This window comes from Serratia quinivorans (assembly GCF_946227985.1).
GTDB classification, from domain to species: Bacteria; Pseudomonadota; Gammaproteobacteria; order Enterobacterales; family Enterobacteriaceae; genus Serratia; species Serratia quinivorans_A.
Window position 1 is genome coordinate 1356070 of the sequence record NZ_CAMKGL010000001.1, and the last position, 19375, is coordinate 1375444.

Consider the following 19375-nt stretch of genomic DNA (forward strand, 5'->3'; position numbering starts at 1 on the left):
CATGCCCGCCGGCACACCCCAACCAGTATAGTGACATAATAACTATTCGCATTAAGAGAGTTGGCTCACAGCACTTTTTCTCCATATGTCCCGTTTATTGTACGGCCATTATTGGCGGGTGAATTTTCTCGCTCCTCAAGATGAAAACAGGTAATAAAAAAACGCCGCATGGCGCTCTGATTATTTATTTTCAGTCAGAAGATTAATGGTGATGTTGATTATAGGCATTAATTCTCTGGTCCTGCAGATGATTGATTTCATCATAAGCGTCCTGACGTTCATTGTGGCGATAGACACCCGCCCCCACGGCACCGACAGCAGCGGCAACCGGGTGAGCAACCGGTGTTGCCACCACCGGCGCAGAATACACCGCGACGGGCACCGGCGTGACTACCACAGGTCGCGGTACTACCACCACCGGACGTGGAGCTACTACCACCGGTCTTGGCACCACCACTGGTCGGGCCCCCCTATACCCATAGGCATGGGTGACCACCACGGCCGCATTGGCACCGGAAGTACAGATAAGCAGGGCCAGTAACAATTTTTTCATCATCGCCTCAACATTAATAATATTTAAATGGGTATATAGGCGAGCAACTGTATAGCGACATTTCCTATTAAATTTAGCTAGCCGTGTGGTTGCCAACAGAAACGAAATAATTATGATGAGAAAAATATTCAACCGGTAATAATTCAATGCGAAAAACACAGTTTGAAATATACGGCAGTGATATTGAACAAAATATTCAGACCTGCACTTTCCGCCAGAAGATATATTCAACGGCAAACTCACTGGCGTTTTTTTAAACGCTGTTTCGCCGGTAGTCGCCAAAGGCGCAATTGTGACGCAGGTTGCTATCACGTTATACTTTGCCGGCCTTGGGCCACTTGTTTGATCGCACCCCGCTTCTACGCCACCGTTCGCGTGTAGGATAAGGCGCACAAGGTTTTTAACAGTCAGCTACTACCGCCCCTGGCGGCGAACGCAAAGGATGTTTATCAAGATGCAAAAAATGACCAACGCAGTGCAAAACTATGCATGGGGCAGCCACGACGCGTTAACCCGGCTTTATGGCATCACCAACCCACAAGGGCAGCCGATGGCGGAACTGTGGATGGGTGCTCATCCAAAAAGCAGCTCCCGCGTGGCCGGAGCCGACGGCAATTTGCGCGCGTTGCGCGACGTGATTGATGAAGATCAGCCCAAACAGCTGGGTGCCGATGTTGCCCGCCGCTTTGGTGAGTTGCCGTTCTTGTTCAAGGTGCTGTGCGCCGACCAGCCGCTGTCGATTCAGGTTCACCCAAGCAAATCGGCAGCAGAAACCGGTTTTGCCAAAGAAAACGCCGCCGGTATTCCACTGGACGCGGCTGAACGCAACTATAAAGATCCTAACCACAAGCCGGAACTGGTGTTCGCCCTGACGCCTTTCCTGGCGATGAATGGCTTCCGCGAGCTGTCCGACATTGTTTCCCTGCTGCAGCCGATCGCCGGTGCCCATCATGATATCGCCGCCTTCCTGCAACAGCCGGATGTCAGCCATCTGTCTTCCCTGTTTGCCAGCCTGCTGGCGATGAGCGGCGAACAGAAATCGCTGGCGCTGGGCGTGCTGAAAGCCGCGCTGAATAACCAACAGGGCGAAACCTGGGACACCATTCGCTTTATCGCCGGTTTTTATCCAGACGACAGCGGCCTGTTCTCACCGCTGTTGCTGAACGTGGTACAGCTCCAACCGGGTGAAGCGATGTTCCTGTATGCCGAAACGCCGCATGCCTACCTGCAGGGCGTGGCGCTGGAAGTGATGGCCAACTCGGACAACGTGCTGCGTGCCGGTCTGACACCTAAATTCATCGATATTCCAGAACTGTTAGCCAACCTGCAGTTCCGCCCACAGCCGGCATCCGGCCTGCTGACCCAGCCGCAAAAGCGCGGTGACGAACTGTTCTTCCCGATCCCGGTTGAAGACTTCGCCTTCTCATTGCATGACCTTTCCCCCGCCCCACAGGCGCTGGCGCAAAATAGCGCGGCCATTGTGTTCTGCGTTGAGGGTGAAGCGGTATTAACCAAACAGGATCAGCAACTGGTGCTCAAGCCGGGTGAATCCTGCTTTATCGGCGCGTTCGAATCGCCGGTCAACGTCAGTGGCAGCGGCCGAATCGCCCGTGTTTATAACCTGTTGTCGTAAACACTCGGTAAATTTCCGCAAATTAGTTGCTGAAAGAGTGGCTTACCTTCACAATTAAACGCCTGCGGGCGTTTTTATTGGCCCAAATTTGCCCATCCATCTGTTTGAAACAGATGGCTTAATAAGGATGAACAGAACTATGAAAAAATCGTTAGTCGCTGTTAGCGTCATTGTGGTTCTTGGCGCAGCATGGACCGGGGCTTCCTGGTACACCGGCAAACTGATCGAACAACGGATGGGTGAAGTGGTTGATAACGCCAACAGCCAGCTGAAAGCCTATCTGCCGAAAGCCGGTGTCAAACTGGGTTATGAAAATTACCAACGCGGTATTTTCAGCAGTAAAATTCGCTATGTCCTGCGCGCCGACGGCAGCGTCACCACCGACGATGCTCCGCTGAAAGCCGGTGAAGAAGTGGCGTTTATCGAAACCATCGACCATGGTCCATTCCCGTTTGCCCAGTTGAAAAAATTCAACCTGCTGCCAAGCATGGCGTCGGTGCATACCGAGCTGGAAAATACCCCGGCCACCAAAGGCCTGTTTGACATAACCAAGGGCAAATCGCTGTTCACCGCCGATTCCCGTATCTCCTACAGTGGCGATACCTCGTCTGCCATTGACGTGATCCCGCTGGAATACCAGAAAGACAAGTCCTCGCTGAAATTTAGCGGTGCGACCATCAATGCCGACGTGTCCCGCGACATGAAAGCCATCACTCTGGACGCCAGCAGCGACAATGCCGTGATCAGCGGCCCAAACCAGTTTGGTCAAACCGAGCAGGTTCAGTTGCAGGGCTTCTCGCTGAAAAGCCAGACCCATGCCGGGCAGTTCGATCTCAGCCTGGGCAACCAGAACATGGAGGTAAAACAGGTCAAGGTTGCCGTTGACGGTAAAGAGACCCTGACGCTGGACGGCTTCAAGCTGGCGAGCCAATTCGGTGAGAAAGACACTAACCTGAACGGCCAGATTGATTACACCATGGACGCGCTGAAGATCCAGAACAGCGACTTCGGCTCCGGCAAGCTGTCGCTGAAAGTCGACAAACTGGATGCCAAATCGCTGAAAGAGTTTGCCGACCGTTACAACCAGCAGGCTATGCAGATGCTGCAACAGGCGCAGACCATGGATCCGGTTGCCTATCAGCAACAAACCACCGATATCCTGCTGCAGAACCTGCCGCTGCTGTTGAAGGGTAACCCGAGCATCAGCGTTGCCCCACTAAGCTGGAAAAACAGCAAAGGTGAAAGTACCTTTACCCTGAATCTGGACCTGACCGATCCTGCGCAAGCCGGTTCCCCGGCAGAGTCACCGGATCAGCTGATTGCCCGTTCAGTGAAAAAACTGGACGCTAATCTGAGCATTCCAGTGGCGATGGCGACCGAAACCACCTCGCAAACCGCGTTACTGCAAGGCTATAGCGCCGAAGAGGCGCAGAAACTGGCGCAGCAGCAGGTGCAGGGGCTGGCGGCTATGGGTCAGATGTTCAAACTGACTACCCTGAAAGACGGGGTGATCGGCAGCAGCTTCCATTACGCTGACAACCAGGTTGATCTGAACGGTAACAAGATGTCGCTGCAAGAATTCATCGGCACCTTCGGCCTGTTGGGTGCACCTGGCCCGGTCGAAACGCCGGCACCGGCTCCGGACGCAGTCCCTGCTCCGGCACCCGCCCAGTAATATTTCCCCTCGGGGCCCGCTTGCCGGGCCCCCTGTTTTATCCCTGAACGCCGTACACCGCATCGCGTATCTGCTGCGGATACAACCCGCTCATGCCTTCAAACGCCGTATTGGTCAGCGCCACCACGCTTAATGCCGCCTGCGGATCATAAAACCAACTGTGTCCATAAACGCCCCCCCACTGCAGGGTGCCATTGTGCTGTGGCGTCGCCGCCAATTGAGCATCTACCAGCACAGCACCGCCGAAACCAAAGCCCCAGCCCGGCCCCTGAATTTCAGCTTCGGCCCCAACATGCGCCTGCCGCATCAGCTCAACGCTAGCCGGTTGCAAAATACCCTCTCCACCATTGCGCAACGTTTCGACCAGTCGCAGCACGTCATCGGCATCACCGACCATACCGGCCCCGCCGGAGGCATAGGCATGAGGGTCAAATGCACGCGATGGGGATAATGCTATGTCGAAACCAAAACCTTCAGGGAGCTTCAATTGCATACCGTCAAAAATCGGTTCCGGCCGGGCGGTGATATCTTGATAAGCCGTCGCCATGTTTTCGCTGTCGGTGGTGTAAAAGCCGGTATTACCCAACCTCAACGGCTGTGCCACCCAACGATCGAACAACTGCGGCAAGGGTTCACCCGCTACTGCCTCCAGCACCGCACCCAGCACGTCAATCGCCAGTGAATAATGAAACTCTCTGCCCGGTTCCACGAGCAGGTCCGCCTGTGCCAGCAGACGCAAATTCTGTTCCAGCGTCAACGACGACGATGTCATCCCGTCTTGAATCCCTAACCGCTGATACGGCCCATCCTCAGGCTGGGTAAAGCGATAATCCAGCCCGGCAGTGTGACTCAGCAAGTGGCGGATTTTAATTTCTGGCTGGCGGCCGTCGGCCAGTGCCGGGGTAAACCAGGGGAGCCAGCGACTGACCACATCATCCAGCCCCAGCTTGTGCTGTTCGACCATGCGCATCGCCGCCAGTGTGATATAGGGTTTAGAGACCGATGAAAGCCGGAACTGCGTCTCACGCCGCATCGGCCGCAGTTGCTCACGGTCGGCGTAGCCACTGGCCTCAGCGTAAACTACCTTGCCGTGCTGAGCCACCAGCACCACGCTGCCGACGATGCGTTCCTCGCTAATCGCCTGCCGGCTGACCGCCTGTACTCTTTTTGCCAATGACTGATTCAGTGTCGTCATGCTTTGATGCTCTCTAAGGGGGTATCAAAACACTTTAAAGCGATTATTATAAAATTAAATACCCGATAACTTAACGAATCATTAAGCAGGGATTACTGATAGATGAGTTCACTATTACAGTTACTGCCGTTTTTCGAAGCCGTCGCCCGGCTGGGCAGTTTTACCCAAGCGGCAAATCAGCTGGGCGTCACCCCTCCTGCGGTGTCGCAAAACATTCAGGCATTGGAAACCCGGTTGGGTGTACGGCTGTTCAACCGTACCAGCCGATCGGTGCGATTGAGCGATGAAGGCCGCCTCTTTTTCCAGCAGGTAGCGCCGGCGATGGGCCAGATTGAGGTGGCCGCAGACGACGTTCGCGCCCTGCGCGGTCGCCCTTCCGGCCTGTTGCGCATCACCCTGCCGCAGTTAGCGGCTTCGCTGCTGGTGATGCCTTATCTGGCTGAATTTCAGGCAATGTACCCCGATGTACAACTTGAGTTGTTTACCGACGACCATTTTTCCGATCTGGTGTTGGACAGTTTCGATGCCGGTATTCGCATGCGTGCCATGGTGCAAAAAGACATGGTTGCGGTGCCGCTCGACAACGACCAGCAGCGGGTGATTATCGCTACTCCCGCCTATCTGGCTCAGCACGGCACGCCATTAACGCCACAGGCGCTGAGCGCGCATAACTGCCTGCGCTATCGTTTCCCCGGCAGCGGTAAGTTTGAACCCTGGTATTTTCGGCAGGAAGGCGGGCAACTCACACTGGAAGTCAGCGGTAACCTGATATTTAACGAAGACAGGCTGATTAAAGATGCGGCGTTGATGGGGCTGGGGATCACCCAACGTTTTGTCAGCACGGTACAACGCGAGCTTGACGCTGGGCAACTGGTGGAAATACTGGCGGATTATCGCTGTCATTTTCCCGGTTTTTTCATCTATTTCCCGGCCAGCCGACATATGCCGCTTAAACTGCGGGTATTTATTGATTTTATACGGGAAAAGCGGGCGCTACAGTCATCGTCTCAGGACGCCATTACAGCGTCCTGAGAGGCCATTAATTAACGTTTATCCAACGCCTGTATCAACTGGTAGGTGGCCGCAACCCGGTCATCGTTCGGGAACCATTTGTTGGCCAGCATCACCACGGCGATTTTCTTCGATGGGATGAATACTGCGTAGGTGGAGAACCCACCGGTCGAGCCGGTTTTATTGTACCAGGCAGCGCGTTGATCCTGCTGCGGCGGCGTGATGGCGGTAGCCGGAGTGCCATTCATGATCATCCCGGCGTTGTTGCCTTCCGTCAGCTTGGGCAATGCTACCGGATACGCGTAGCTTTCCCACATCAGATCCTGGGTGAACACCCCGGCCCGGTAATAACCGGTATGGGTAGCTGCCAGTGCCTTGCGCCACTTATCCCCCACCTTGGCCACCTGCATGTTGGCTTCAAGGTAACGGATCAGATCCTCGGCATTGGATTTGATGCCGTAGGATTCTGCGTCCAACGGGCCAGGTGTGACTCGTACCGGTTGGTCTTTTTTGTTGTAGCCCTGCGCGTAATTATCCCTCTGCGCAGCCGGAACATTAACGTAGCTGTGGTTCATGCCCAAAGCCGGCAACAGCTGTTTTTCCATCGCCTGCGCAAAGGGTTGGTTCAGGCTTTTGGCGGTGATCATCCCCAGCATGCCAATACCCAGGTTGGAATAAACCCGATAACTCCCCACGGCATGTGGCGGCTGCCAGTTTTTGTAATACGCCATCAATTGCGCGTCATTGGTCACATCATCAGGGACAAACAGCGGCAAGCCGGAGGTGTGTGTCGCCAGGTTCAGCAAGCTGACACGGTCAAAGGCGCTGCCGCGCAGCTCAGGCAGGTAATGGCTGGCCGGTTTGGCGAACGACAGTTTGCCCTCATTTTGCGCGTAGGCCGCCAGCGTGGCGGTGAAGGTTTTGCTCAATGAGCCCACTTCAAACAAGGTCTGGTTGGTGATCGGCTTGCCGGTCTGTTTGGACGCCACACCATAATCATAAAACTGCTGTTTCCCGTCCACCGACACGGCGATAGCCATGCCCGGCACGCCATATTTTTGCATCAGCGGCTGAATAATGGCGTCAATATCGGCTTTGTCGGCGGCATGGCCTGCCGGCAGGATCATTGCGGCCAACAACGCGGCCGCCAGGCGATTTATTTTGGTCATGTGAAAGCTCTTGGGTTGCAGGGTATCGGCCGATGGCAAAAGATTTTATTGCCTGTCGACGCGAAGATATCCTTGGATGATGGTGTTATTCCTTTTCTGACTGCGTTAATTCCGCACCAGCAGGCTAAATATCAGGGTTTATCCTTGGGTTGACAAGCGATAAGAATTTCAGCCAGCATAAAGAAAAACTTATGGGTAACGTTATGCGTAACCGACTTCCCCTCAATGCCCTGCGGGCGTTTGAATCCTCCGCCCGTCACCTGAACTTTACCCGCGCCGGGCTGGAACTGAGCGTCACCCAGGCTGCCGTCAGCCAGCAGGTGCGTATGCTGGAACAGCAGCTGGGTATTCAGCTGTTCCGCCGTCTGCCGCGTGGGTTGGATTTGACTGAAGAAGGACAGGCGCTGTTGCCGATATTGACCGACGCTTTCGACCGTATTGAATCGGTGTTGCAACAGTTTGAGGGCGGGCATTTCCATGAGGTACTGACGGTAGCCGTGGTCGGTACCTTTGCCGTCGGCTGGCTGATGCCCCGTCTGGCAGCATTCAGAGAGTCGCATCCGTTTATCGATCTGCGGGTGTTAACCAACAATAACCTGGTTAATTTGTCCGCCGACGGAATGGACTTCGCTATCCGTTTTGGCGAAGGCCGTTGGCCGGCGACCCACAACCTCAAATTGTTTGATGCCCCGCTGACGGTGCTGTGCCCGCCCGAAGTTGCCGCCCGCCTCCGCAGTCCGCAGGATTTACAACACGAGCGGCTGATGCGCAGCTACCGCAAAGACGAATGGGAACGCTGGTTTGCCGCCGCGCAGATAGCCCCATGGCGCATCAACGGCCCGGTGTTCGACTCTTCCCGACTGATGGTGGAAGGGGCGATCCACAGCGGCGGCGTAGCGCTGGCCCCGGCGCGCATGTTTGCTCGGGAGCTGCGTGAAGGTCTGTTACAGCGCCCTTTCAGCGCCGAAGCGGATCTCGGCGGCTACTGGCTGACCCACCTGAAATCACGCGATATGACCCCGGCAATGAAAGTGTTTGTCAGTTGGATCCAGCAACAGGTCACAGATGAACAACAATGAGCTCAGGCCGAGCCACGCTTGATCAGCAATGGCGGCAGGATCACGTTTTGCGGCGGTAAGTCGGCGTCGACTATACGTTGCAGCAAGCGTGAGGCGGCGCTGCGCCCCACTTCTCGCGCGGAACTGGAGACCAGCGTCAGCGGCGGTTCGGTCAGTTCGGCCTCAGGCACGTCGCCGAAACCAATCAGCGCCACCTGCTGCCCGTAATAGGTATCCACACCCTCAGAACCGATGCTGCGCCCACTGCGCACAATGCCAAAGTAGGCCCCCAGCGCCACCGATGCCTTGTGGCAAACCAGCGCGCTGATATTGGGATGTTGCCGCAGCAGGTTTTCCGCCGCCTCCGCCGCGGCCCGTTGATGGCAGTCACATTCGACAATCCAGTCGGAGCGGAAAGGCAGGCCATATTGCACCAGCGTGGCACAAAATCCCCCCAGCCGTTCGGCGCGGGTTAACGAACTGCCTTGTCCGCCCAGATAGGCGATTTGGCTGTGGCCGCGTTTGATCAGAAATTCGGTGGCCATTTTAGCCGCCTGCATATTGTCCGGCCGCACCACATCGACCCCTTCCACCCCATTAGAGCGCGCGGCACACACCAATGGCACCCCCTGTTCGGCGGCTTTTTCCTTCAGGCCCTCGGCCGAGCGTACGCCGCCCGCCAACACCATGCCGTCGACCCCGTGTTCCAGCAGCGTATCAAAACAGCGCATCAGCCCTTTGCCTTCACGCCCGCTTTGGGTCAGAAACAGCACTTTGCCGTGCGCCTCCAGCACCTCGCTCAGGCCCGCGGTCATTTCCGCATAAAACGGCTCGCAAATATCACGCAGGATCAGACCAATCACGCCCGACGCCCCGCCGCGCAACGTTGCCGCCTGACGGTTACGGACGTAGCCAAGGCACTCAATCGCCTGGTTCACCCGCGCCACGGTGGTGGGTGAAATACGCCCTTTGCCGCTCAGTACCAGCGAAACGGTCGTGACGGAGACGCCGGCCTGCTGTGCGACATCGGTGATGGTGATCTTTTTGATGGTCATAACCTCTGCTAGCCCGATCCTGGGCATTGGGCATCTTGCAGCAAATGGTATACCGAATCGGTTTGACCAGTAAAACGTTTTACTGGCATCAGCATTGTCGCCGCAAAGTGCACACTGGAATTGTGATTAGCGGCGCATTTTTGCTAGGTAAAACGTTTTATCTTATTTTTACCTAACAGGGATACACACCATTTTCGCACGTTTTTTCGCCAGGAGCCGCCGGTTATGCCAGCACCTAAAAAACAAAAAATCACGCTTTGGGAGTTTTTCCAGAGCCTGGGCAAAACATTCATGCTGCCCGTCGCCTTGTTGTCGTTCTGCGGCATCATGCTGGGCATCGGCAGTTCGCTTAGCAGCCGTGATGTCATCACCCTGCTGCCGATTATCGGCCATCCTGTCTTCCAGTTACTGTTCACCTGGATGAGTAAGATCGGTTCCTTTGCCTTCAGCTTCCTGCCGGTGATGTTCGCCATCGCCATTCCGCTCGGCATGGCGCGTGAAAACAAAGGGGTCGCCGCGTTCTCCGGCTTTGTCGGTTTTGCCGTGCTGAATCTGGCCACCAACTTCTATCTGACCACTACCGGCATTTTACCCACCACCGATCCGCTGGTACTGAAAGCCAACAACATCCAAAACATTCTCGGGATCCAGTCGATTGATACCGGTATCCTGGGTGCGGTGATCGTCGGGATTATCGTTTATAAATTGCATGAGCGTTTCCACACCATTCGCCTGCCGGATGCGCTGGCATTTTTCGGCGGCACCCGCTTTGTGCCGATCGTCACCACCGTGGTACTGGGTCTGTGTGGTCTGGTGATCCCGCTGATCTGGCCGTGGTTCGCCGCCGGCATTACCGGGCTGGGCTGGGTAATCAACAGCGCCGGCGCCTTTGGCCCGATGCTGTTTGGCACCGGTGAACGTCTGCTGTTGCCCTTCGGTTTACAGCATATTCTGGTGGCCCTGATCCGCTTTACCGAAGCGGGCGGCACGCTGGACGTTTGCGGCCATAACGTGAGCGGCGCGCTGACCATTTTCCAGGCGCAACTCTCTTGCCCTACCACCACCGGCTTTGCCGAAAGCGCCACCCGCTTCCTGTCCCAGGGCAAGATGCCGGCCTTCCTCGGTGGCCTGCCTGGGGCGGCGCTGGCGATGTACCACTGCGCCAAGCCGGAAAACCGCCATAAGATTAAGGGCCTGCTGATCTCCGGCGTAGTGGCCTGCGTGGTCGGTGGCACCACCGAACCCATCGAGTTCCTGTTCCTGTTTGTCGCGCCTTTCCTCTACCTCATTCACGCCGTCCTGACCGGGCTGGGCTTCACCGTGATGGCGCTGCTGGGCGTGACCATCGGCAATACCGACGGTAATATCATCGACTTCGTGGTGTTCGGCATCCTGCACGGCACCGCCACCAAGTGGTACCTGGTGCCCGTTGTCGCGGCCATTTGGTTCGCCGCTTACTACGCCATTTTCCGTTTCTCCATTCAGCGCTTTAATATCAAAACGCCGGGCCGTGAAAGCGAAACTGCCGCCAGCCAGAGCGCATCGGCAGGCCCGGTCGGCAAATCCGGCTATAACGTACCGGCCATTTTGGCGGCGCTGGGCGGCAGTGAGAATATTGTTTCGCTGGATAACTGCATTACCCGTCTGCGCCTGTCGGTCGACGACATGAGCAAGGTGGATGACGCCGCGCTGAAGGCCAATCGCGCCATCGGCGTGGTACACCTCAACGAGCACAATCTGCAGGTGGTGATCGGCCCGCAGGTGCAATCGGTGAAAGATGAATTAGACTCACTGATAGCGGCAGCATCTCCTGCTGCGGCCCTGCAGGGAGCGTCAAATGTTTGATTTTTCCACCCCGGTCGATCGGCACGGCACCTGGTGCACGCAATGGGATTATATCGCTGACCGCTTCGGCAGCGATGACCTGCTGCCGTTCACCATTTCCGATATGGATTTCGCCACCGCCCCCTGCATTCTCGAGGCGCTGCAACAGCGCCTGCAGCACGGTGTGCTGGGTTACAGCCGCTGGCAACATGAGGATTTCCTCGGCGCGGTGCGCCACTGGTATCAACAGCGCTTTAATAGCCCCATCGACACCCAAATGGCGGTGTATGGCCCGTCGGTAATTTACATGGTGGCGCAGTTAATCCGCCTGTGGTCGGCACCGGGGGAATACGTGGTCACCCACACCCCGGCCTATGACGCTTTTTATAAGGTGATCCTCGGTAATCAGCGCCAACTGCTGGCCTGCCCGTTGCAGAAAGACGGTAACGAGTGGCAGTGTGATATGGCCCATCTGGAGGCATTACTGGCACGGCCGCAGACCAAAATTCTGTTGCTGTGCAGCCCGCACAACCCGACCGGCAAGGTGTGGCGCACCGAGGAATTACAGCACATGGCCGAGCTGTGTGAACGCCACGAGGTGCGGGTGATCAGCGATGAGATCCATATGGATATGGTGTGGGGGGAACGGCAGCATACGCCGTGGAGCCAGGTGGCTACCACCTCCTGGGCACTGCTGACCTCCGGTTCCAAAACCTTCAATATCCCGGCGCTGACCGGGGCCTACGGCTTTATCAGCGATGATGCCACGCGCGACGCCTACAGCCAGCAGCTCAAGGCCCGCGACGGACTGTCCTCCCCGGCGGTGTTGGCGGTTGTGGCGCATATTGCCGCTTATCGCCACGGTGAACCCTGGCTGGACGCGCTGCGCGATTACCTGCAGGACAACCTGACCTACGTCGCCGAAAGGCTCCATCAGGCGTTCCCGCAGCTGGCCTGGCAACCGCCGCAATCCACCTATCTGGCCTGGATCGATCTGCGCCCGTTGGGCATTGACGACCAACAGTTACAACAGGTGCTGATCGAGCGTGAGAAGGTCGCCATTATGCCGGGCTTCACCTACGGCGAAGAAGGCCGTGGCTTCCTGCGGCTGAACGTTGGTTGTCCGCGCAGCAAGGTAGAGGCCGGTATGGATAAGCTGATTAACGGACTGAAATTTGTGCTGAATTCAGCGTAACCTCTAGCGCCGCCGGCTCCAACCGCTGCAAATTAGCGGCGATATCGCCCTGGCGCAAAGCAGTATTGGCGAACGCTCAACCGATGCCACGCTGACCGCCCCCCTGGAACAGGCCGGGTTGACGGTGATAAAGGCTTGAGCCGCCCCTTTATTAAATGACTTAATAAATACGCGGTTATTAATCCTGGCCGCGTATTTATTACGGCTAATCTCCGCGTATCGGATAAAAATGCGAGAGCAATCACACTTCATTAAACTTATTTTTTCCCGAAGAATCATTTCCCCCTTGGCAAATACCTTTATAACGGTTCGGATGTAACATGATGATTATTAATAAATAGTATTTAAAACCCCGTTATGCCCCCCAAATAAAAACGAGATCTATCTCTCAAAAACATTACCACCCAGCAGCATGTCAAGGTCATTCACGAAAATATTTGTGATTGTTTTGTGATATCGCCTGCAAATTTTAGCGATGTCAAAAAAGACAATGAGCTCCACGGAACAGATTGGGAGCAGGCATATGAAAATCGGTGTGGTAATAAGCGGCGGCGACGTCAGCGGCATCAATAACTTTATTTTCCAGGTTGCCAGGCTGGCGCAGGCCGATATCATTCTGTTCAACGGCGGAATACCCGGACTATTGGCTAATCAGCACCGGGCCATCAGCCAACGTGACCTGGTTGATTACGCAATTTCACCAATGCCAATAATGTCTTCCGGCCGCACGGCCAAAAAACTGGTCGCCAATGAATATGAAACCATCAGCAAACAGCTAAAGGCTTTGCACATTGACGTGCTTATTATGGCCGGTGGCGACGGTTCGCTGCAGTTTTTAAATACCCTCAGCGAATTTGGCATTAACTGTTTTGGCGTGGGTATGACCATCGACAATGATGTTTTTGGCAGCCTTTACAGCATTGGTTTTTCCACCGCCTGCGAACAGGTGATCAAAGAGGTTTCGAAACTGCGTAACACCGGGCGCGCCCTGCCCGGACGCGTGTTTATGATTGAACTGCTGGGCGGTTACTGCGGGGAACTTACGCTGCAGGCGGCGATCAAATCCAATGCGGATTTTGCCCTGATCCCGGAATGCCAATATGCCTTAAGCCAACTGGCGGAGAAAATAAGCCAGCGACTGGAACAACAAAACAGCGTTATTATTTTATGTTCAGAAGGTTATACCAAAGAATATTCACCGGGTTTTCAGGGTGCCATCGACACCATGATTAAACAGCTTGAGCCAAAAATTGGCGTACGTATTCGTAAAACTATTATGGGGTATGGCCTGCGCAATGGCGACCCTACCTGTGAAGAGATTTATCAGGGCACTATTATGGCCAACGAAGTGGTTCGCTGCATTAACTCCGGCATGAAAAACAAGGCGGTCATTATTAATTCCGCCAACCAACCCATCCCTATTGATTTAATCAGCATGCAAAAACGTTTGGTTGATACCGAAGGACACCATTATAAACTCGCCAGGCAATTAAATATAATCTGAGGAGAGACTCATGCTTAAAATACTGTGCGTATGTGGCTGTGGCCTCGGCTCCAGCTTTGCAATCGAAATGAGCGCAAGAGCGGTGCTGAAAAAATTAGAGATTGAGGCAGATATTGATCACACCACTATCTCTGAGGCCAGTGCCTTTAAATCAGATATTATTCTCACCCAAAAAACCTTCGCCGACATTTTAAATGCCGACGCCAGCGAAGAGGAAAAGAAACGGGTGATTATTCTCCACCGGCTCACCGATAAGGCGGAAATTGAGCAAAAGATTGTGGCCTTTTTGAAAGAACGCGATATGAAGGAAACCCACCATGAATAGCCTGATTGACTTTATCGTCAAGGACCTGCTCGGTCAGGCTTCGATCCTGATCGCCTTTATCGCCATGCTGGGGCTGATACTGCAGAAAAAATCCACCGGAAAAGTGGCCGAGGGGACCTTTAAAACCCTGTTGGGCTTCCTGATCATGATGGCGGGTATCAACATTATTGTCGGTGCCCTGACCTATTTAAACAGCATATTCACCCACGGCTTCGGCATGACCGGCTACATCACCGACGTCGCCGCCATTGCCGGCCTGGCCAACCGCGAACTCGGCTCGGAAGTGGCGATGACGCTGATGGTGATCTTCGCGGTGAATATCATTATTGCGCGTATCACCCCGTTCAAATACATCTTCCTGACCGGGCAGGCGTTGCTGTGGATGGCCACCATTGGGGCGGTGATCGGCTATAAAGCGGGGCTAACCGGCCTGCCGCTGATCCTGACCGGCGGCATATTTGGCGGCGTGATGGCGGTGTTAATGCCGGCGTTGGCGCAGCCGGTGGTCCGCAAGATTACCGGTTCGGATGACGTTGCCCTGGGACATTTCTGCACTATCGGTTATCTGGTACAGGCTGCGGTCGCCAAGGTGGTCGGTAAAGGCTCCCGCTCAACCGAAGATCTGGAGCTGCCCGACAACTTCAAGTTCCTGCAGGACACCTACCTGTCGATGGCGGTGGTGATGATCCCGATGTATCTGATCCCCGCACTGGCAGCCGGCCCGCAGTACATCGCCCAGTATGCCGGCGGCATGAATTATCTGATGTACTCCTTTATGCAGGCCATCCAGTTTGTTGCCGGGGTCTTTATCCTCTACAGCGGCGTGCGTCTGCTGCTCAATGAGTTGGTCCCTGCCTTTCGTGGTATCGCCATGCGCATCGTGCCGGATGCCAAACCGGCACTGGACTGCCCGGTCCTGTTCCCCTACGCCCCTAACGCGGTGATCGTTGGCTTCCTGGCTACCACCCTGGGTTCCATCATCGGCATGATCGTTTTCCCAATGTTCGGACTGGCAATGATCCTGCCCGGTCTGCTGACCAACTTCTTCGCCGGAGGAACCGCAGGCATCTTCGGCAACGCGCTTGGCGGCCGACGCGGTGCCATGATCGGCGGCGTGGTCCACGGCCTGTTTATCACCTTCCTACCCGCCATTCTGGTGCCAATGCTGGAAAGCTACGGTTTTGTCGGCGTGACCTTCAGCGACTCCGACGTCATCAGTAGCGGCCTGGTGATGGGTCATGCCTTCCAGGGCAACTGGCTGTTCATCGCTCTGTTCATCATCTTCGTCACGCTGATTGCGTGGTTTGTTAACGGTAAATCAACCAAGCACCATGAGGAAAAAGTCCATGAAACTCTATAACTTCAACGAGCTGTTGTCCGTAGCCAAAGCCCGTAATTTCAAAGCAATAGGCTCATTCAACCTCCACTGTCTGGAGATGCTGCCGGCCTTTTTCAAAGCGGCCAAGGACACCCACAGCCCGCTGATGATCCAGATATCAACCGGCACCGCCGAGTATCTGGGCTACAAACTGCTGGTTGATTCGGTACGCTCACTGGCAGAGAGTGAAGATGTGCCAACCTGCCTGCATCTGGATCACTGCTCGGATATCGCCTCCATCGTGACCGCGATCGACGCCGGTTTCAGTTCGGTGATGTACGACGGTTCGCACCTGGAAATGGACGAAAACATCGCCAATACCCGCAAGGTGATCGACATTGCACGCCAGCGCAACGTTTCGGTTGAGGCCGAATTGGGCGCTATCGGCGGCTCGGAGGACGGCAAGGCGGTGGCGGAAGAAGATATCACCTTTACCACGGTGGAGGACGCCAAACGCTTTGTCGATGAAACCGGGGTCGACATGTTAGCCGTCTCGGTCGGCACCGTTCACGGCATGTACACCGGTAAGGCACATATCCAGCATCAGCGGCTGGCGGAAATCACCGCGGCCACCCGTACCCCACTGGTCCTGCATGGCGGTACCGGAGTCAGCGATGAAGACATGCGACGAGCAGTGGCGGGCGGCATTGAAAAGGTCAATGTGGGCACAGAGATGAACGTGCAGTGGGTCGGCCGCTGCATGCAAACATTTGAAAAGGGCAAGGTGAATGACAGCGTGCGCAAATTTCTGATTCCGGCCAATAATGCCGTCACCCAGGTATTAACGGAAAAAATCGGCCTGTTTAGATAATTACCAGCCCAGTTTCATTTTAATATAACCCCACAACCCTGGTGCCCCGGCACCCGTCGGGGCTGGAGAATACTATGCTTAATTTTATGAAATTACAGCGAAATAAAAAGGCCGCACCTGATGCGCAAAACGATGCTGAAGCCAATGATATATCAGCCGAAATAACATTATTGGAGCAGCAATTGGCAGCAACACCGGCAAACGGCGAAATTCATAAAACATTAATGCTGGCCTATAATCGGGCATTAAAGATTTATGCCAAAAATAAAAATCACCGCCAGGAAATCGATGTGGTTTTTATCAAAATAGACGCGCTGCGCAATATTATCAGGAAGTCTCTTTGAGGGAACATGATGACCATTAAACAACTGTTGATCGAGGCCGGAGCAATACAGGTCGGCGTGCAGGAAACGGACTGGAAAAAGGTGATTGAGTTGGCGGCACAGCCTTTGGTCGAGAACGGTTATATTCACCCTTCCTATCACCAGGCGGTGATCAGTAATACGCTGGCCCATGGCGCTTATTATGTGTTTGATGAAGGGATTGCCATCCCTCATGCCCGACCCGAGTGTGGCGTGATCAAAAATTGCTTCAGCATGGTGCTGCTGGACCAGGCCATCGCCTTTCAAGGCAGTGAAAAGGCCGATATCGTCATCCTGTTCGGCGCGACGGACAGCAACCGGCATATTGAAGAAGGCATCCGGGCGATTGTCGAGTTACTGGACAACAAACAGCGGCTCGATAAACTGCGCGCCGCCAAACTGTGGCAAGAGGTGGTAGAAATCTTATGACTGCGCTAACTGACAGCGGCGACAAAACCGTTATTTTGGTCAATGGCATTCCGGCTTCTGGCAAGAGCACCCTCGCCCGTGCGCTGGCGCAGCACTTTGGCCTGCCTTATTTGAGCCTCGACGGCATCAAGGAACCCTTTATGGCGCAGCTGGACAACGTGGATCGCGAGCTTAACCGTCGGCTGGGTTACGCCGCCTATCGGGCAATTTGGTCTATGGTGGCACAGGCACCGCAGCGCTGTATCTATGTGATTGACGCCTGGTACGGTTTTCAACCCAGAGAGTTGCTGCGCCAATATCTGCGCGAGGCGGGTGTAACTCAGGTTTTGGAAGTGTGGAATCAGATCTCCGCAAAATTGGCGGCCGAACGCTATGCTGCCCGCCTCGGCCAGCGATCGGCAGGCCACCCCGGCGCAGAATATTTGCCGGAGTTGCGGGCGCTGGCCGAACGTGCCATGCCGATGGCCATCGGTCCGGTGATCCGCGTTGATCAAGCGCTACCGCTGGAGATCGGAAAAATTACGGATTGGCTGGCGCTGCATGGCGTCGCCGAAAACAACGATGAAAATATCACTAAACTGAAGGTCGGCTGATGGGGCAGCCCGCCGTTTGCCTGCCGGGTCGCGGGGGCGATTCTTCTCCCGCCTTCGCCTGAAAATGCGCTACCACCCGTCATTAATGTGACTTCAATCACTTTTTTATGTAACGACATGGCAATTTTCATCATTTTGTTTTTATACTGATCTGCACTTTACCTACAATAAAATAGCGAGTGCACCTTATGATTGACTCCCGCCTTCCGCTGACCGACATCCACCGTCACCTCGACGGCAACATCCGTGCGCAAACCATCCTCGACCTGGGCCGTCAGTTTAACCTTGCCCTGCCAGCCGACGAATTGGAATCCCTGCGTCCACACGTGCAAATTACCCATGCCGAACCGGATCTGGTCAGCTTTTTGCAAAAGCTCGACTGGGGTGTGGCGGTGCTGGGCGATTTGGAAGCCTGCCGCCGGGTCGCTTACGAAAACGTTGAGGATGCCGCCAACGCCGGTCTGCACTATGCCGAACTGCGTTTCTCGCCGTTTTACATGGCGATGAAGCACCAGCTGCCGGTAGCGGGAGTGGTAGAAGCGGTCATTGATGGCATTCGTTCCGGCTCCCGCGATTTGGGCATTGATGTGCGCCTGATCGGCATCATGAGCCGTACCTTCGGCGAGGCCGCCTGTTTGCAAGAGCTGGAAGGCCTGCTGGCACACCGTGACGGTATTACCGCGCTGGATCTGGCCGGTGACGAACTCGGCTTCCCAGGCGGCCTGTTCCTCAACCACTTTAACCGCGCCCGTGATGCCGGTTTGCGCATCACCGTACACGCCGGTGAAGCCGCCGGCCCGGAAAGCATCTGGCAGGCGATCCGCGAGCTGGGTGCCGAGCGCATCGGTCACGGGGTGAAAGCCGTTGAAGATCCGGCATTGATGGACTTCCTGGCGGAACACGGCATTGGTATCGAGTCTTGCCTGACCTCCAACATTCAGACCAGCACCGTGCCGTCACTGGCGCAACATCCACTGGCGAAGTTCCTGCGTCACGGCGTCATGGCGTCGATCAACACCGACGATCCGGCGGTTCAGGGCATCGAAATTGAGCACGAATATCGGGTAGCGGCACCACAGGCCGGGCTGACGCCGGCGGAGATCCGCACCGCTCAGGAAAACGGCCTGAAAATGGCATTCCTCAGCGAGCAGGAAAAGCAGGCGCTACGCGATAAAGTCCGCGGCTGATTGAACAATGAGTTAATAAACGCATAGGGCCAGTCAGTCATACCTGATTGGCCTTTTTTATCTGCTTCCCATGTGTTGCTGAAAATCCTCAGACATGAAAATGCCCAACAATCTTCCGACTATTGGGCGTTGTATATCCATTACAGAAAACTATTACCACTTATCTCGGTAATTGAATGCCAAAAAATAATCAAATTTTTCGCTGGATATTTGATTTTTGAAATAGGGTTGAATAAGTGGCACCCAACCTTTTGCAACAGCAAATTCACCGTTGTTCATTGTGTCATCTTCAGGGAGCCCCAAACGCCCGATGAGCGTATCATCATCCCCAAAATCTTTTGAATACTCTTCGCCAATAAACTCATCGTTTTTTTTGTCAAACCATGTAAGCCGCAGTTTTAATCCCATGACACTTATC

At 55.0% G+C, this 19375-nt stretch carries 19 protein-coding genes; 14 read left to right on the forward strand and 5 right to left on the reverse strand.

Translation table 11 applies throughout. The features are described 5' to 3' along the window. Positions 1-202: 202 nt before the first annotated feature. A complete protein-coding gene (locus OCH02_RS06270; protein ID WP_261430807.1) occupies positions 203-553 on the reverse strand; it encodes a hypothetical protein in 351 nt (116 codons plus the stop codon). Positions 554-1007: 454 nt separating this feature from the next. Between OCH02_RS06270 and manA the strand changes: the two genes are divergently transcribed. Next, on the forward strand, positions 1008-2186 hold the full coding sequence (gene manA, locus OCH02_RS06275) for a mannose-6-phosphate isomerase (RefSeq protein ID WP_261430430.1): 1179 nt from the start codon (positions 1008-1010) through the stop codon (positions 2184-2186). 139 nt (positions 2187-2325) lie between these two features. After that, positions 2326-3861: a YdgA family protein gene (locus tag OCH02_RS06280; RefSeq protein WP_261430431.1), complete on the forward strand. Its 1536-nt coding sequence runs from the start codon at positions 2326-2328 to the stop codon at positions 3859-3861. 37 nt (positions 3862-3898) lie between these two features. Here OCH02_RS06280 and OCH02_RS06285 read toward each other — a convergent pair whose 3' ends face one another. After that, positions 3899-5056 (reverse strand): serine hydrolase domain-containing protein, encoded by a 1158-nt coding sequence (locus OCH02_RS06285; protein ID WP_261430432.1) that lies wholly within the window; start codon positions 5054-5056, stop codon positions 3899-3901. 102 nt (positions 5057-5158) lie between these two features. On the opposite strand from OCH02_RS06285, the gene OCH02_RS06290 reads away from it, so the two are divergent. Then, a complete protein-coding gene (locus OCH02_RS06290) occupies positions 5159-6088 on the forward strand; it encodes a LysR family transcriptional regulator (RefSeq protein ID WP_261430433.1) in 930 nt (309 codons plus the stop codon). Positions 6089-6099: 11 nt separating this feature from the next. Here OCH02_RS06290 and ampC read toward each other — a convergent pair whose 3' ends face one another. Further along, positions 6100-7236: a class C beta-lactamase gene (gene ampC, locus OCH02_RS06295; RefSeq protein ID WP_261430434.1), complete on the reverse strand. Its 1137-nt coding sequence runs from the start codon at positions 7234-7236 to the stop codon at positions 6100-6102. Between the two features lie 191 nt (positions 7237-7427). Between ampC and OCH02_RS06300 the strand changes: the two genes are divergently transcribed. Continuing rightward, on the forward strand, positions 7428-8315 hold the full coding sequence (locus OCH02_RS06300; RefSeq protein ID WP_410001235.1) for a LysR substrate-binding domain-containing protein: 888 nt from the start codon (positions 7428-7430) through the stop codon (positions 8313-8315). A gap of 2 nt (positions 8316-8317) precedes the next feature. On the opposite strand, the gene OCH02_RS06305 is transcribed toward OCH02_RS06300, so the two are convergent. After that, positions 8318-9349 (reverse strand): Mal regulon transcriptional regulator MalI, encoded by a 1032-nt coding sequence (locus tag OCH02_RS06305; protein WP_261430435.1) that lies wholly within the window; start codon positions 9347-9349, stop codon positions 8318-8320. Between the two features lie 225 nt (positions 9350-9574). Between OCH02_RS06305 and malX the strand changes: the two genes are divergently transcribed. The 10 genes from malX (at position 9575) to add (ending at position 18957) form a co-directional block, all read left to right on the forward strand. Next, positions 9575-11194 carry a maltose/glucose-specific PTS transporter subunit IIBC gene (gene malX / locus OCH02_RS06310; protein ID WP_261430436.1) on the forward strand — a complete coding sequence of 540 codons (1620 nt, stop codon included), beginning with the start codon at positions 9575-9577 and terminating at the stop codon, positions 11192-11194. Beyond that, positions 11187-12368, forward strand: a complete 1182-nt coding sequence (locus OCH02_RS06315) for a MalY/PatB family protein (RefSeq protein ID WP_261430437.1) — start codon at positions 11187-11189, stop codon at positions 12366-12368. Before malX ends, OCH02_RS06315 begins: the two co-directional genes overlap by 8 nt. A gap of 523 nt (positions 12369-12891) precedes the next feature. Continuing rightward, positions 12892-13872: a 6-phosphofructokinase gene (locus tag OCH02_RS06320; protein WP_261430438.1), complete on the forward strand. Its 981-nt coding sequence runs from the start codon at positions 12892-12894 to the stop codon at positions 13870-13872. A 10-nt stretch (positions 13873-13882) separates the two neighbouring features. Continuing rightward, positions 13883-14197, forward strand: a complete 315-nt coding sequence (locus OCH02_RS06325) for a PTS sugar transporter subunit IIB (RefSeq protein WP_153860592.1) — start codon at positions 13883-13885, stop codon at positions 14195-14197. Continuing rightward, positions 14190-15557: a PTS sugar transporter subunit IIC gene (locus tag OCH02_RS06330; protein WP_012144986.1), complete on the forward strand. Its 1368-nt coding sequence runs from the start codon at positions 14190-14192 to the stop codon at positions 15555-15557. Before OCH02_RS06325 ends, OCH02_RS06330 begins: the two co-directional genes overlap by 8 nt. Beyond that, positions 15544-16386, forward strand: a complete 843-nt coding sequence (locus OCH02_RS06335) for a ketose-bisphosphate aldolase (protein WP_037414809.1) — start codon at positions 15544-15546, stop codon at positions 16384-16386. Before OCH02_RS06330 ends, OCH02_RS06335 begins: the two co-directional genes overlap by 14 nt. 74 nt (positions 16387-16460) lie before the next feature. Continuing rightward, complete coding sequence (locus OCH02_RS06340; RefSeq protein WP_261430439.1) at positions 16461-16730, forward strand: hypothetical protein; 270 nt, start codon at positions 16461-16463, stop codon at positions 16728-16730. Between the two features lie 9 nt (positions 16731-16739). Continuing rightward, positions 16740-17177 (forward strand): PTS sugar transporter subunit IIA, encoded by a 438-nt coding sequence (locus OCH02_RS06345; protein WP_261430809.1) that lies wholly within the window; start codon positions 16740-16742, stop codon positions 17175-17177. Then, the gene (locus OCH02_RS06350) at positions 17174-17770 is read left to right on the forward strand and encodes an AAA family ATPase (RefSeq protein ID WP_261430440.1); all 597 of its coding nucleotides are present in this window, start codon (positions 17174-17176) and stop codon (positions 17768-17770) included. Before OCH02_RS06345 ends, OCH02_RS06350 begins: the two co-directional genes overlap by 4 nt. A gap of 188 nt (positions 17771-17958) precedes the next feature. Next, complete coding sequence (add, locus tag OCH02_RS06355) at positions 17959-18957, forward strand: adenosine deaminase (RefSeq protein WP_261430441.1); 999 nt, start codon at positions 17959-17961, stop codon at positions 18955-18957. A gap of 153 nt (positions 18958-19110) precedes the next feature. Here add and OCH02_RS06360 read toward each other — a convergent pair whose 3' ends face one another. Further along, complete coding sequence (locus OCH02_RS06360; protein WP_261430442.1) at positions 19111-19365, reverse strand: cloacin immunity family protein; 255 nt, start codon at positions 19363-19365, stop codon at positions 19111-19113. Positions 19366-19375: the final 10 nt, after the last annotated feature.

Bases quoted from the DNA above. Each gene is read 5' to 3' on its own strand.
- OCH02_RS06350 (WP_261430440.1), top strand. From the start codon at position 17,174: ATGACTGCGCTAACTGACAGCGGCGACAAAACCGTTATTTTGGTCAAT.
- OCH02_RS06315 (WP_261430437.1), top strand. From the start codon at position 11,187: ATGTTTGATTTTTCCACCCCGGTCGATCGGCACGGCACCTGGTGCACG.
- OCH02_RS06270 (WP_261430807.1), bottom strand. From the start codon at position 553: ATGAAAAAATTGTTACTGGCCCTGCTTATCTGTACTTCCGGTGCCAAT.
- malX (WP_261430436.1), top strand. From the start codon at position 9,575: ATGCCAGCACCTAAAAAACAAAAAATCACGCTTTGGGAGTTTTTCCAG.
- OCH02_RS06290 (WP_261430433.1), top strand. From the start codon at position 5,159: ATGAGTTCACTATTACAGTTACTGCCGTTTTTCGAAGCCGTCGCCCGG.
- OCH02_RS06345 (WP_261430809.1), top strand. From the start codon at position 16,740: ATGACCATTAAACAACTGTTGATCGAGGCCGGAGCAATACAGGTCGGC.
- OCH02_RS06320 (WP_261430438.1), top strand. From the start codon at position 12,892: ATGAAAATCGGTGTGGTAATAAGCGGCGGCGACGTCAGCGGCATCAAT.
- OCH02_RS06285 (WP_261430432.1), bottom strand. From the start codon at position 5,056: ATGACGACACTGAATCAGTCATTGGCAAAAAGAGTACAGGCGGTCAGC.
- manA (WP_261430430.1), top strand. From the start codon at position 1,008: ATGCAAAAAATGACCAACGCAGTGCAAAACTATGCATGGGGCAGCCAC.
- OCH02_RS06330 (WP_012144986.1), top strand. From the start codon at position 14,190: ATGAATAGCCTGATTGACTTTATCGTCAAGGACCTGCTCGGTCAGGCT.
- ampC (WP_261430434.1), bottom strand. From the start codon at position 7,236: ATGACCAAAATAAATCGCCTGGCGGCCGCGTTGTTGGCCGCAATGATC.
- OCH02_RS06305 (WP_261430435.1), bottom strand. From the start codon at position 9,349: ATGACCATCAAAAAGATCACCATCACCGATGTCGCACAGCAGGCCGGC.
- add (WP_261430441.1), top strand. From the start codon at position 17,959: ATGATTGACTCCCGCCTTCCGCTGACCGACATCCACCGTCACCTCGAC.
- OCH02_RS06360 (WP_261430442.1), bottom strand. From the start codon at position 19,365: ATGGGATTAAAACTGCGGCTTACATGGTTTGACAAAAAAAACGATGAG.
- OCH02_RS06300 (WP_410001235.1), top strand. From the start codon at position 7,428: ATGGGTAACGTTATGCGTAACCGACTTCCCCTCAATGCCCTGCGGGCG.
- OCH02_RS06340 (WP_261430439.1), top strand. From the start codon at position 16,461: ATGCTTAATTTTATGAAATTACAGCGAAATAAAAAGGCCGCACCTGAT.
- OCH02_RS06325 (WP_153860592.1), top strand. From the start codon at position 13,883: ATGCTTAAAATACTGTGCGTATGTGGCTGTGGCCTCGGCTCCAGCTTT.
- OCH02_RS06335 (WP_037414809.1), top strand. From the start codon at position 15,544: ATGAAACTCTATAACTTCAACGAGCTGTTGTCCGTAGCCAAAGCCCGT.
- OCH02_RS06280 (WP_261430431.1), top strand. From the start codon at position 2,326: ATGAAAAAATCGTTAGTCGCTGTTAGCGTCATTGTGGTTCTTGGCGCA.